Consider the following 12438-nt stretch of genomic DNA (forward strand, 5'->3'; position numbering starts at 1 on the left):
ATCATGCAGGCCGACATCCATTTCATCTCCGGGCTTCCGCGGGCCGGCTCGACCTTGCTGTCGGCCATCCTGCGGCAGAACCCGCGCTTCCGCGCCGGCATGACCGGGCCGGTCGGCTCGCTGGTCGATGCCATGCTGCGCAGCATGAGTATGAGCAACGAGACCTCGATCTTCATCACCGACGCGCAGCGCAAGGCGCTGCTGGAAGGCATCTTCTCGGCCTACTACTCCGACGTCCCCCGGGGCGACGTGGTGTTCGACACCAACCGCAACTGGTGCACGCGTCTGCCGCTGCTGGCCGAGCTGTTTCCGCGCGCCAAGGTGATCTGCTGCGTGCGCGACGTGCCCTGGATCCTCGATTCGGTCGAGCGGCTGATCCGCAAGAACAAGTTCCAGCCCTCGGGCATCTTCAACTTCGAGCCCGGCGGCACGGTATATTCTCGGGTCGACGGGCTCGCGGCACCTAATGGCATGGTTGGCTTCGCCTGGAATGCGCTGCGCGAGGCGTTCTGCGGCGAGCAGGCCGACTGCCTGCTGGCGCTGACCTACGAGACATTGACGCAGCGGCCGCAGCAGGCGATCGCCGCCGTCTACGACTTCATCGGCGAAAAGCCGTTCGCGCATGATTTCGAAAACATTGAGTTCGATGCCGAGGAGTTCGATCGCCGGCTCGGCACCCCCGGCCTGCACAAGGTCGGCCGCCGCGTGGAATCACCAGGCCGCAAGACCGTGCTTCCCGGCGACCTCTGGCGCAAATATGAGAACGATGCGTTCTGGCGCGATCCCGCCCGTAACCCGAACAAGGTGCGCGTCGTCTAGCCAGATGCCCGTCAGCGACGCGCCGTGACGATCCATAAGGTTTGGACGAGTCGCTCGCCGTTCCACTCGCTCGCACTGACAGGGTTGTCGGTCGGCAGTGTCTCCTTTGGTTTTGGGCGCGTGCGAGCAGATGGCGCAGAGGGCGCGCCATCGCTTCGGCTTGCGCATGGCGGCAAGCAGGTCCCTCGTGATGCTGAGCGACGATGTCTGCGCCCAAGGGGGGTGGACTGGACTGGTCCAGCTTCTAGACTGGTGGCGGCGCACTGCGCCGGAGAGGCGCGCCGGTCGCGAGGTCCGCGTCGCAGAACAGAAGGCCATCAGGATGCCCTCGGGATCGGATCTGCTGGGACGGTGTGGGAAGCCGCGCATCGTGCTGTTTTCGGGCGGCACGGCGATGCGGGGCATCAACGTTGCGCTGTGCCGGCGCGGGGTGCAGATCACGCGGGTCGTTCCGGCATGGGACAATGGCGGCAGCTCGCGCATTCTGCGGGACTGCTTCGACATGCTGCCGGTCGGCGACGTCAGGCACGCGCTGATGACGATGGCCTATGCGGAAGGCCGGGTCGGCCATGTCGTCAAGATCTTCAACGCGCGGCTGTCCAACGCGTCGGCGCCTGCCGAGCTGGACGAGGAGATCGACTTCTACGTCTCCGGCAGGCATCCGCTGATTGCCGCCATGGAGCCGGGGCTCAGGGGCGCGATCCTCAACTATCTCCATGTCTTCAGGTCGCGGATCGGACGGGATTTCGATCTGCGCCGGGGAAGCATCGGCAACTTCATTCTGACCGGTGCCACCTTCGCCCATAATTCGGATATCAACACCGCGATCTTCGTGTTTCGAAAATTGTGCGGGATCGAAGGCAACGTCTGGCCGGCGTCGACCTGCAACGACGCGCATCTCATGGCTGAGCTGCACAATGGAAAGTCGGTCACCGGCCAGGATCGGATCACGGCCCTGGCGGGAGAGGATGCTGCGGCGGGGATCAGGCACGTCAGGCTGGGGAGCATGTCCGGCGAGCGCGGCAGCGACGGTCCGGTTGCCGCGAACCCGGCGGTGATCGAGGCGGTGCTGAACGCGGATGCCATCGTGTTCGGCCCGGGCAGCTTCTACACCAGCATCCTGCCCCACCTTCTGGTCGAGGGCGTCGCCGAGGCGATCTCGGGGCGAGTTGAGATTCCGAAAATCCTGGTCTGCAACATGATGGAATGCGGCGAGACGCGCGGGCGCAGCGCCGGTGACCTGATCGCGACCTTCGCTGCCAAGGGGAGACCTCCGGGCGCTGTCGATGCGGAGGCCGGGTTGCTGACGCACGTCCTGGCGAACCGGCGCCCGCTGCCGTTCCTGCGCTCCGACGCGGGCGCGTCATACCTCGATCTCGGCGACGCCCAGCGCATCGCCGACGCGCGTGGCATCCGCCTGGTCACCGACGATTTCGAGGACCCGTGGCAGCGCGGCCTCCACGACGCCGACGCCGTGGCGTCGCACCTGCTGCAGCTGGCATCTCCCGGCTGAATCAGACCCGGCGTCCTCTATTGCACCAGTGCGATGCTCTGCCTTGCGAAGGCCAGCTCGATCGCCGAGCCGGCGGCGGGGCACGAATCGGTTTGCGGGCTGACGACCAGGAGCTCGCCGACCGGCGTCGCGACGATCAGCTCGATGTGGTCGCCGAGGTAGGAGGATTTTTGCACGGTGCCGGCAAGGCCCTCGCCGAGCGTGATGCCGTGGGGGCGGATAGCGGCGCGGGCCGGGCCGGGGGTAAGGCCGCGCGCGGGAAGCGTCAGGCGGAGGGGGCCGAGCGCGACCTGGGCCTGGCCGTCCTGCACCGTCTCGATCGTGACGTCGACGAGATTGGCATCGCCGATGAAATCGGCGACGAAGCCGTTGGCCGGGCTCTCATAGAGCTCGCGCGGCGAGCCCTGCTGCGCGATCTTCGCGTTCGACATCACGATGATACGGTCGGAGACCGCGAGCGCCTCCTCCTGGTCATGCGTGACATAGGCGACGGTGAGCTTGAGCGACTGCTGCAGCTCGCGGATCTCCTGCCGCACCCGGCGCCTGAGCTTGGCATCGAGATTGGACAGCGGTTCGTCGAACAGCAGCACCTGCGGCTCCAGCACCAGCGCGCGCGCCACGGCGACGCGCTGCTGCTGGCCGCCGGACAACTCGGACGGGTAGCGCTTCTCGTAGCCGCCGAGCCCGACGAGCGCGAGCTTCTCGCGCGCCATCGCTTCGGCCCGAGCCTTGCCGAGACCTTTCACGCTCGGTCCATAGGCGGCGTTCTCGAGCACGGTCATATGCGGGAACAGCGCGTAGGACTGGAACACCATGCTGACGTCGCGGTCGGCCGCCGACAGCCGCGTGACGTCCTTGCCGCCGATCAGGATCTGCCCTTCGCTTGCGATCTCGAGCCCGGCGATCATCCGCAGCGTCGTCGTCTTGCCGCAGCCGGACGGGCCGAGCAGGGTCACGAGCTCGCCGGCCTCGATGGTGAAGCTGACATCGTCCACGGCGGTCACCGGGCCATAGCGCATGCTGACATGGTTGAACGCGACCGAGGCGGGTCTGGATTTGTCCATGTCAGGTCCTAACTGTGGCCGGCGCGGCGGCCGGGGTCGCGAGCGCCACCTGCTTGCGCCCGAGCTTGCGCTCGCCGACGCCGAGCTGGATGAGGGCGATGCCCGCCGCCATGATGACGATCAGCACCGAGGAGTAGGCGATGGCGAGGCCGAACTCTCCGGCCTCGACGCGGCCGACGATGTAGGCGGTCGAGAGATTGTATTCGGCCGAGACCAGGAAGATCACGGCGCTGACCGAGGTGATGCTGCGCACGAAGCTGTAGACCAGCGCGGCGACGAGCGCGGGCTTGAGCAGCGGCAGCACGACGCGGCGCAACGTCGTGAAGCTACGGGCCCGCAACGTCGTCGAGGCCTCGTCGAGGCTCTTGTCGATCTGCGCTAGGCCCGCAATGCCGGAGCGGATGCCGACCGGCATGTTGCGGAATACGAAGGCGATGACCAGGATGAGCCCCGTCCCGGTGATCTCGATCGGTGGCACGTTGAACGCCAGGATGTAGGCGACGCCGAGCACGGTGCCGGGAATGGCGAAGCTCAGCATGGTCGTGAACTCGAGCAGCTTGCGGCCGACGAAGCGTTGCCGCGTCAGCAGGTAGGCGGTGAGCAGGCCGATCAGCGCCGTCAGCGGCGCCGAGATCGCCGCGACCTTGAGGGTCGTGAACAGCGACGGCCAGGCGGCGCCGCTGAAGAACAGCCCGTGGCTGACGTCGACGGCGAAGCCGGTGCGGTAGTGCTCCAGGGTCGGCGTATGATCGCGGCCCATCGTCTTGACGAAGCCGCCGATCAGGATGACCGTGTAGATCACCGCGGTCAGCGCGACCCAGGGTCCAGTCACCGCAGCCGACAGCACGGTGACGGCGATCGGCAGCTTCGCCGGAAGGCCGGCATCGCCCTTGCCGGAGATGGTGGTGTAGCTCTTGCCGCCGAGCCAGCCCTGCTGCAGGCCGAATGCGGCGAGCGTGAAGGCGAGCAGCACGATTGCCAGCACGGCCGCCAGTCCCTGATTGTGCGCGGCGCCGACCACGGCGAAGAAGATCTTGGTCGACAGCACCTCGAAATTGCCGCCGAGCACCAGCGGATTGCCGAAGTCGGCGAGGCTCTCGACGAAGCCGAGCAGGAAGGCGTTGGCGAGCCCCGGCCGCAGCAGCGGCCAGGTCACCGTGCGGAACGTCGCCCAGCGCCGCGCGCCGAGCGTCTGCGCCGCCTCTTCGAGGCTCGGTGCGATGGCCTGGACCACGCCCATCAGGACGAGAAAGGCGATCGGCGCGAATGCCAGCACCTGCGCCAGCAGCACGCCGGGCAGGCCGTAGATCCAGCGCGAGCGCGGGATGCCGAACCATTCGAACATCAGGCCGGTGACGACACCGGAACGGCCGAACAGCAGGATCAGCGCAAGGCCGATCACGAACGGCGGCGTGATGATCGGCAGCACCGTCATCGCGCGCATCAGCCGTTTGCCGGGCATCGCGGTGCGCAACACCAAGAGCGCGCAGGCCAGCCCCAGCAGCGTGGTGATGAGGCCGGTCAGCACGCCCAGGATCAGCGTATTCCACGCGACGCCGCAGGCGATGCCGCCGCCGAGGCAGCCCGTGCCCCAGATCGTCGCGGAGAACAGGCGATCGAAAAATTCGCCGAGCGCCCAGTGGCCGTTGCTGTCGACCAGCGCGCTGCGCAGGATGGTCGCGACCGGCAGGAAGATGAAGAGGCCGATCAGGAGGACGACGACGCCGATGGTCGACGTCGTGAACAGATCGCCGCGGCAGACGCCGCGATAGGCGAGGCCGTGGCAGAGCAGCAGCAGCAGCGAGACCAAGGTCAGCAGCGCGCCGAACCCCATCCCCGGCTGCGCCGCGCCAGTGCCGCCGAGCAGTGCTGCGAGCGCAGGCATGCCTTGGCCGGGTAAGGTGATCGCGAAGCCCTGCGCAAAGAATACTCCAAGGCCGAGCAGCCCGACGGCGATCAATCCGCGGCCACCCGCATTGGTATCGCCGCGGACCACGAGCACCGTCGCTGCGAGCAGCGCGATGCCGATCGGCCAGAGCCATGGTGCCGCGCCGGACATCGCCAGCGCCAGCGCGGTGCCGGCCCGACCGAACGGATAGCCAGCGAGGTCCCAGCCTTCCGGCAGGTACCACGGCACGATGATGTAGCCGAGCCAGCCAACGATCAGGGCAAGCCGCGTCGCAGCACGCATCACGCTCTCTCCGCCGCCCGCGTCTACTTCGGCAGCGCCTTGACCTCCTTGTCCCATTTCGTCAGCAGCCGCGTGCGCTCGGCGGACGAGCCGTATTTGACGAAATCGTAGTTGATCAGCTTCATCTCGCTCATCTTCGGCGCCTGCGTCGGCACCGGCGAATTCTTGTTCGACGGCACCTGATACGACTTCGCGGGAGCGGCGAGCGCCTGCGCGGCCGGGCTCAGCGCCCAATCGTAGAACTTCTTGGCGTTCTCCAGATTGCGCGCGCCCTTGACGATCGACATCGAGCCGATCTCGTAGCCGGTGCCCTCGCACGGCGCCACGGCCTTGACCGGGTCGCCCTGCACTGTGAACACCAGGGCATCATGGACGAAGACGATGCCGACCGCGGTCTCGCCGAGGCTCGCCGCCTTGGCCGGCGCGGCGCCGGACTTGGTATACTGGCTGACGTTCTTGTGCAGCGCCTTGAGATAGTCAAACCCCTTGTCCTCGCCCATCAGCTGCACGACCGTGGCGAGCAGCGTATAGGCCGTGCCGGAGGAGTTCGGGTCCGCGACCTGCACGTCGTCCTTGAGCTTCGGGTTGAGCAGATCGGCCCAGCATTTCGGCTCGGCGATGCCCTTGGCCTTGATCTGCTCGGTGTTGTAGCCGAAGCCGAGCGCGCCGGCATAGATGCCGATCGCGCGCTGCTTGGCCGCTTTCCACTGGTTCAGCGCCCAGTCGTGCAGGTCCTTGTTGGCGGGCGATTCATATTCGAGCGTCAGGCCCTCGTCGGCCGCCTGGAGATGCGGGTCGCCGGTGCCGCCCCACCAGATGTCGGCGCGCGGGTTGGACGCTTCCGCCCGGAGCTGCGCGTAGACCTCGCCGGCGGATTTCCGGGTCATCGCGACCTTGATGCCGGTTTCCTTTTCGAAGGTGGTGGCCATCGCGCGGCACCATTCCTCCTGGACGCCGCAATACATCACCAGCGAGCCCTCGGCCGATGCCGGCGCAAAAGAGCCGCCCGCGGCCAGGAGGCCGGCACCGAGCAGGACGCTCAAAGTCAGGGATTTCGAAACCATGGACCACTTCCCCCCAACGAGAAACTTGATGCTTCTCTGTCTTTGTCCTGACGGTGGCTCCTCTTCGGCTTCAAAGCAACGGTATTTTATCGCCTTACCCAATCCCCGTGATGTCGCGCAGCTGTGGCGCCAGCGCTGGCGTGCAGCACAGGATCGGGTTGCCCGTGCTGATGCCGTCGCCTGCGAAGAAGTCGTTCGCCCAGCCGCCGGCCTCGGCGACGATCACGAGGCCCGCCGCGACGTCCCAGGCATTGATGTGCGGCTCGGCATAGGCGTCGGTGCGGCCGTTGGCGACATGGCAGAGGCCGAGCGCGCCCGAGCCAGAGCGCTTCACCGAGCAGCCGGCGGCATAGGCGCGGCCCATCACGTCCAGATAACGCTGCGCCGGTGTCCGCGCCGACCAGCCCAGCTCGACATAAGCGCGCCGGATGTCGTCATTGCCTGAGACGGCGATGCGCTGCCCGTTCAACGTCGCGCCATGGCCGCGCCGCGCGACATAGAGCTCGTCCAGCGCGGGAGCGGCGATGATCCCGATCGTCGGCACGCGCTCGTGCAGGAAGCCGATGGAGATGCACCAGTTGCGATCGCCGCGGGCGAAATTCGCCGTGCCGTCGATCGGATCGATGATCCAGACCGCATCGCTGGCATCGCCGCCGCCTTCCTCGCCGATCAATGTGTCGTCGGGGAACAGCTCGGCCAGCCGTGTGCGCAGATAGGTCTCGACGATGCCATCGGCGACGGTGAGCCAATCCTGCGTGCCCTTCATGGTCACGCCGAGGCTCTCCTTGCGGCTGAAATAATCGAGCGCGATGCGGCCGGCCTCGGCGACGAGGCCCTGGACCGCGTAGCAGCGCAGCAGAATGTCGGTCTCCGTCATCGTCAGCTCGCCTCGACAGCGACGGGCCGCCCGCTGCGCGCCGATTCGGTCGCGGCGTCCGCCAGCATCTGGGCGCGAAGCCCGTCGCGGCCGCTCGGCGAGGGCGCCGCCTTGCCGGCGCAGACATCGATGAAGGCGGCGAGCTCGGCGCGATAGGCGGCGCTGTAGCGTTCGAGGAAGAAGTTCTGCACCGGGTCGGCGCGGAAGCCATCGCCGGTCGCGATCTCGACGGTGGTCTCGTGGATGTTGCCGGCGCGCAGCATGCCCTTGGCGCCATGCACCTCGATGCGCTGGTCGTAGCCATAGGTGGCGCGGCGCGAGTTCGAGATCTGCGCGATCCGCCCGCTCGCCGTCTTCATCAGCACCGCGGCGGTGTCGACGTCGCCGGCCGCGCCGATCGCCTTGTCGACCAGCGCCGAGCCGAGCGCGAACACCTCGACCGGTTCCTCCGCCAGCAGGAAGCGCGCCATGTCGAAATCATGGATCATCATGTCGCGAAACAGACCGCCCGAGCGCTTGACGTAATCGACCGGCGGCGGCGACGGATCGCGCGAGATGATGCTGACGATCTCGATGTCGCCGGCCTCGCCGCCGCGCAGCCGCTTTTCCAGCGCCGCGAAGTTCGGATCGAAGCGGCGGTTGAAGCCGATCATCAGCGGCTTGCCGGCTTTGTCGACTGTCGCTAGGCAACGGCGGATGCGGTCCGAATCGAGGTCGACCGGCTTCTCGCAGAACACCGCCTTGCCGGCCGACACGGCGGCCTCGATCAGATCGGCATGCGTATCGGTCGGCGTGCAGATCAGGATGGCGTCGATGCCGGGATCGCCGATCACGGCCTCCGCATCGGCCACCTTGGCGCCCGTGGCCTGCGCCAGCGAGGCGGCGGCCTCGTGCGAGGCGTCGGCCACCGCGACGAGATGCGCATCGCCGCGCGATGCGACATTGAGGCCATGAATGCGCCCGATCCTGCCGGCGCCGAGAAGTCCAAATCGCATCATCACCTTCACTGCTTGACTCTTCGGACGAGCATTCCATTCTCGCCGCCGCCACGTCAAGGATGGAGCCCGATCTTCTCGATGTCATCCGCCGCATCGCAACATCGCTGCTCGACGATACGGTCTCAAACAAATGCGTGAGTGCGCGCGTTTCGCAGCGAGCACTGAGAGCGCGGGCTTGCATCATGCCGCCGGGCTGGTGCATGTCGGGCGACGCGGTTGAGCGGGAGTTGAGGTGATGGCGACAATCAGGCTGACCATGGCGCAGGCGCTCGTCGCCGCGATGGCTGCGCAGCGCACGGTGATTTCCGGGCAGACGCTGCCGCTGTTCGCCGGCGTCTGGGCGATCTTCGGGCATGGCAATGTCGCCGGTCTCGGCGAGGCGCTGCATGCCGTGCGCGAGCGCCTGCCGACCTTGCGCGCCCACAATGAGCAGGCGATGGCCCATGCGGCGATCGCCTACGCCAAGGCCGCGCGCCGCCGCCGCATGATGGCGGTGACGAGCTCGATCGGCCCCGGCGCGACCAACATGGTGACGGCCGCAGCGGTGGCGCACGTCAACCGCCTGCCGGTGCTGCTGCTGCCGGGCGACGTGTTCGCCGGACGCCGCCCCGATCCGGTGCTGCAGCAGATCGAGGATTTTGGCGACGGCACCATTTCCGCCAACGACTGCTTCCGCCCGGTGTCGCGCTATTTCGACCGCATCACCCGGCCCGAGCAGATCATGCCCGCCTTCGAGCGTGCGATGCAGGTGCTCACCGATCCCGCCGAGTGCGGCCCGGTGACGCTCGCGCTGTGCCAGGACGTGCAGACCGAGGCCTGCGATTTTCCGACCTCGTTCTTCGCCGAGCGCGTCTGGCAGCCGCGCCGCGCGCGATCCGACGAAGCGCAATTGGCCGAGGCCGCAGCGCTGCTCAGGGCCGCCAAGCGTCCGCTGATCGTTGCCGGCGGTGGCGTGCTCTACAGCGAGGCGGAGCGCGAGCTCGCCGCGTTCTGTACCGCACACGGCATCCCGGCAGCGGAAACGCAAGGCGGCAAGAGCGCGCTGCCGCACGATCATCCGCTCAATCTCGGCGCGATCGGCGTCACCGGCACCGGCGCCGCCAACGCGGCCGCGCGAGAGGCCGATGTCGTGCTCGCCATCGGCACGCGGCTGCAGGATTTCACCACCGGCTCGCGCGCGCTGTTCGCCGATCCCGCCTGCCGCATCATCGGTCTCAACACGCAGACCTTCGATGCCACCAAACACCGCGCGCAGCCGCTGGTCGCCGACGCCAGGGCCGGGCTGGCCGAGCTCGACGCCGCGCTTCACGGCTGGGCGGCGCCTGCTGGCTGGACTGAACAAGCGAAAGCTGGCCGCACGGCCTGGCTCGACACCGCGGCGCGCTATCTCGCGGCGAGCAACGCGACCTTGCCGAGCGATGCCGAGGTGATCGGCGCCGTGCAGCGCCGCAGCCGGCCGGATGACGTCGTGCTGTGCGCCGCCGGCGGCCTGCCGGGCGAACTGCACAAGCTGTGGCAGCCGGGCGCGCCCGGCGGCTATCACATGGAATACGGCTATTCCTGCATGGGCTACGAGATCGCCGGTGGGCTCGGCGTCAAGCTCGCCGATCCCCAACGCGATGTCGTCGTGATGGTCGGCGATGGCTCCTACCTGATGATGAACTCCGAGATTGCCACCTCGGTGATGCTCGGCGCAAAACTCATCATCGTCGTGCTCGACAACCGCGGCTTCGGCTGCATCAACCGGCTGCAGAACGCGACCGGCGGCGCGCCGTTCAACAATTTGCTGCGCGACACCCGCCACGAGACCTTGCCCGAGATCGACTTCGCCGGCCACGCCGCCAGCCTGGGCGCGATCGCGCGCAGGGTCGCCGGGATCGCCGAGCTCGAAGCGGCGCTCGACGCCGCGCGCGGCCACGATCGCACCAGCGTCATCGTGATCGACACCGATCCGCTGCCCTCCACCGATGCCGGTGGCCATTGGTGGGACGTCGCGGTGCCGGAGGTCTCGGAGCGCGCGGAGGTCGAGACCGCGAGACGCAACTATGTCGAGGCGCTGAAGCGCCGTGACCATTGAATGAGTGAGGACGACATGCCCATCCGTATCGGCGCCAACCCCATCGGCTGGTCGAACGACGATCTGCAGGAGATCGGCGGCGAGACCCCGCTCGAGACCTGCCTTGCCGAAGCGCGCGAAGCCGGCTTCGAGGGCATGGAGCTCGGCCACAAATTTCCGCGCCAGCCGCAGGCGCTGAAAGACGCGCTCGCGCCGTTCGGGATGGCCTGCATCTCCGGCTGGTACTCGGCCGAGCTGCTGACGCGCGATGCCGACGCAGAGATGCGGCAGCTGCGCCCGCATCTCGATCTGCTCAAGGCGATGGGCTCCAACGTGCTGGTGTTCGCCGAGACCTCGAATGCGATCCATGGCGATCGCAGCAAACCGCTGTCGCAGCGGCCGGCGATGCAGGCGGGCGACTGGGCTCAGTTCGGCCGCCGCATCACCGAGGTCGCCGAGCGCACGCTCGCCGAGGGCGTCAGGCTGGTCTACCATCACCACATCGGCACGATCGTCGAGAGCGCCGACGACATCGACGCCTTCATGGCCGCGACCGGCGACGCCGTGCATCTCCTGCTCGACACCGGCCACGCCACCTGGGGCGGCGCCGATCCGGCCGCGCTGGCCCGAACCTATCGCGCCCGCATCAGCCACGTCCACGCCAAGGACGTCCGCCGCGCCGTCATGGAGCAGGCGCGGCGCGAGGATTGGAGCTTCCTCGATGCCGTGCTCGGGCAGGGCGACGCACTCGGCGTCTACACCGTCCCCGGCGACGGCATGGTCGACTACGCCGCCGTATTCCGCGAGCTCATCGGCTACTCCGGCTGGATCGTCATCGAAGCCGAGCAAGACCCGCGCAAGGCCCATCCGCTGACCTACGCGAAGAAGGGTGTCGCCCATATCAAGCGGACCTTGCAGGAGGCGGGGCTCGCCTGAGCGGCCGCGCCTCATGGTTCCCGGGGCGATGCGAGAGCATCGCCTGAACGCGCCACAGACGGCGCTCGTCATCATGAGGTCTTGGCAACGTCTGCTCGATTGACGCCTCATCGCTGCACTTTCTCCCCTCACCCTGAGGAGCGCGCCATCTTGGCGCGCGTCTCGAAGGGCGAGGCCCGCGCCGTGGCCTCATGGTTCTCAAGGCGATGCGAGAGCATCGCCTGAACGCGCCGCGAACGAAAAGCTTACAAGGTAACAGCCTGATCGGCGCGGCGCTCCTCACCATGAGGGTCAAGCGACGGAGCGGCCGTCGCACACTGAGAAGCGGGAAACCAATCGACATCGCCGCGGGCGCGGTGGCCATGACTGCGCCCTCGCCCCTTGTGGGAGAGGGCATGGACAATAGCGCAACGATCTCGGTCGGGTGAGGGGTCTGTCTCAACGAGTCACGCTCGCGGAGAGAACCCCTCACCCAACCGAGTCTGCGGATCGGCCGGCGCTGCCCTCTCCCACAAGGGGCGAGGGCACTGCATTGCGCATCGGTGCGGAGGTTGCAGGCTGGTTTGAAGGAGATCATCAAAGGACCAGGGATCGAGAAGCGGGAAGAGAGTCCGGCGCCGACACCGGAAGTGCACATCCTCCATCAGTAGCGTGTTCATGGAGAGGGCCTGAAACCGAGGTCGGTCCTGGACACCGGACCACGAGCACGCCGAACGGCGTCTGCATGGAGAGCGGTGAGACCTCGCCGCGCTCGATCCTTCATCTCCGCCCCTGCAAACGCGGCTCCGCCGCCTCGCGGCGCACACAGCGTCCGAGCTTTGCTCTTCGTCACGCCCCTATCAGAGAAGGGCGCAGGGAAGGCCGGGTGCGGGCCGCACCCATGGCCCGCCTGCAGAAAAAAAGCAGGCGGCGTCACCACA

General features: G+C 67.6%; 9 protein-coding genes. 4 read left to right on the plus strand and 5 right to left on the minus strand.

Annotated features, from left to right (window positions below):
- The first annotated feature begins 3 nt into the window (after positions 1 to 3).
- Both ACQR07_RS36420 and ACQR07_RS36425 read left to right on the plus strand, forming a co-directional pair.
- Positions 4 to 819: a sulfotransferase family protein gene (locus ACQR07_RS36420; RefSeq protein WP_434906863.1), complete on the plus strand. Its 816-nt coding sequence runs from the start codon at positions 4 to 6 to the stop codon at positions 817 to 819.
- 322 nt (positions 820 to 1141) lie between these two features.
- On the plus strand, positions 1142 to 2332 hold the full coding sequence (locus ACQR07_RS36425) for a gluconeogenesis factor YvcK family protein (RefSeq protein WP_434906864.1): 1191 nt from the start codon (positions 1142 to 1144) through the stop codon (positions 2330 to 2332).
- 17 nt (positions 2333 to 2349) lie between these two features.
- On the opposite strand, the gene ACQR07_RS36430 is transcribed toward ACQR07_RS36425, so the two are convergent.
- From ACQR07_RS36430 to iolG, 5 genes are all read right to left on the minus strand, one after another.
- Complete coding sequence (locus ACQR07_RS36430; protein ID WP_434906865.1) at positions 2350 to 3396, minus strand: ABC transporter ATP-binding protein; 1047 nt, start codon at positions 3394 to 3396, stop codon at positions 2350 to 2352.
- 1 nt (position 3397) lies between these two features.
- A complete protein-coding gene (locus ACQR07_RS36435; RefSeq protein WP_434906866.1) occupies positions 3398 to 5587 on the minus strand; it encodes an ABC transporter permease in 2190 nt (729 codons plus the stop codon).
- A 23-nt stretch (positions 5588 to 5610) separates the two neighbouring features.
- Complete coding sequence (locus ACQR07_RS36440) at positions 5611 to 6651, minus strand: ABC transporter substrate-binding protein (protein WP_434906867.1); 1041 nt, start codon at positions 6649 to 6651, stop codon at positions 5611 to 5613.
- 94 nt (positions 6652 to 6745) lie between these two features.
- Positions 6746 to 7528 carry an inositol monophosphatase family protein gene (locus ACQR07_RS36445; protein WP_434906868.1) on the minus strand — a complete coding sequence of 261 codons (783 nt, stop codon included), beginning with the start codon at positions 7526 to 7528 and terminating at the stop codon, positions 6746 to 6748.
- Positions 7529 to 7530: 2 nt separating this feature from the next.
- A complete protein-coding gene (iolG, locus tag ACQR07_RS36450) occupies positions 7531 to 8526 on the minus strand; it encodes an inositol 2-dehydrogenase (RefSeq protein ID WP_434906869.1) in 996 nt (331 codons plus the stop codon).
- Between the two features lie 235 nt (positions 8527 to 8761).
- On the opposite strand from iolG, the gene iolD reads away from it, so the two are divergent.
- Both iolD and iolE read left to right on the plus strand, forming a co-directional pair.
- On the plus strand, positions 8762 to 10603 hold the full coding sequence (gene iolD, locus ACQR07_RS36455; protein ID WP_434906870.1) for a 3D-(3,5/4)-trihydroxycyclohexane-1,2-dione acylhydrolase (decyclizing): 1842 nt from the start codon (positions 8762 to 8764) through the stop codon (positions 10601 to 10603).
- Between the two features lie 15 nt (positions 10604 to 10618).
- Positions 10619 to 11518, plus strand: coding sequence for a myo-inosose-2 dehydratase (iolE, locus tag ACQR07_RS36460; protein WP_434906871.1), 900 nt, complete (start codon positions 10619 to 10621; stop codon positions 11516 to 11518).
- Positions 11519 to 12438 lie beyond the last annotated feature (920 nt).

Source organism: Bradyrhizobium sp. HKCCYLS20291, from assembly GCF_051167715.1.
GTDB lineage: Bacteria > Pseudomonadota > Alphaproteobacteria > Rhizobiales > Xanthobacteraceae > Bradyrhizobium.

What these genes read in the sequence shown, in the direction of transcription:
- ACQR07_RS36420 (WP_434906863.1), top strand. Translation starts at nt 4, where the DNA reads ATGCAGGCCGACATCCATTTCATCTCCGGGCTTCCGCGGGCCGGCTCG.
- ACQR07_RS36425 (WP_434906864.1), top strand. Translation starts at nt 1,142, where the DNA reads ATGCCCTCGGGATCGGATCTGCTGGGACGGTGTGGGAAGCCGCGCATC.
- ACQR07_RS36430 (WP_434906865.1), bottom strand. Translation starts at nt 3,396, where the DNA reads ATGGACAAATCCAGACCCGCCTCGGTCGCGTTCAACCATGTCAGCATG.
- ACQR07_RS36435 (WP_434906866.1), bottom strand. Translation starts at nt 5,587, where the DNA reads ATGCGTGCTGCGACGCGGCTTGCCCTGATCGTTGGCTGGCTCGGCTAC.
- ACQR07_RS36440 (WP_434906867.1), bottom strand. Translation starts at nt 6,651, where the DNA reads ATGGTTTCGAAATCCCTGACTTTGAGCGTCCTGCTCGGTGCCGGCCTC.
- ACQR07_RS36445 (WP_434906868.1), bottom strand. Translation starts at nt 7,528, where the DNA reads ATGACGGAGACCGACATTCTGCTGCGCTGCTACGCGGTCCAGGGCCTC.
- iolG (WP_434906869.1), bottom strand. Translation starts at nt 8,526, where the DNA reads ATGATGCGATTTGGACTTCTCGGCGCCGGCAGGATCGGGCGCATTCAT.
- iolD (WP_434906870.1), top strand. Translation starts at nt 8,762, where the DNA reads ATGGCGACAATCAGGCTGACCATGGCGCAGGCGCTCGTCGCCGCGATG.
- iolE (WP_434906871.1), top strand. Translation starts at nt 10,619, where the DNA reads ATGCCCATCCGTATCGGCGCCAACCCCATCGGCTGGTCGAACGACGAT.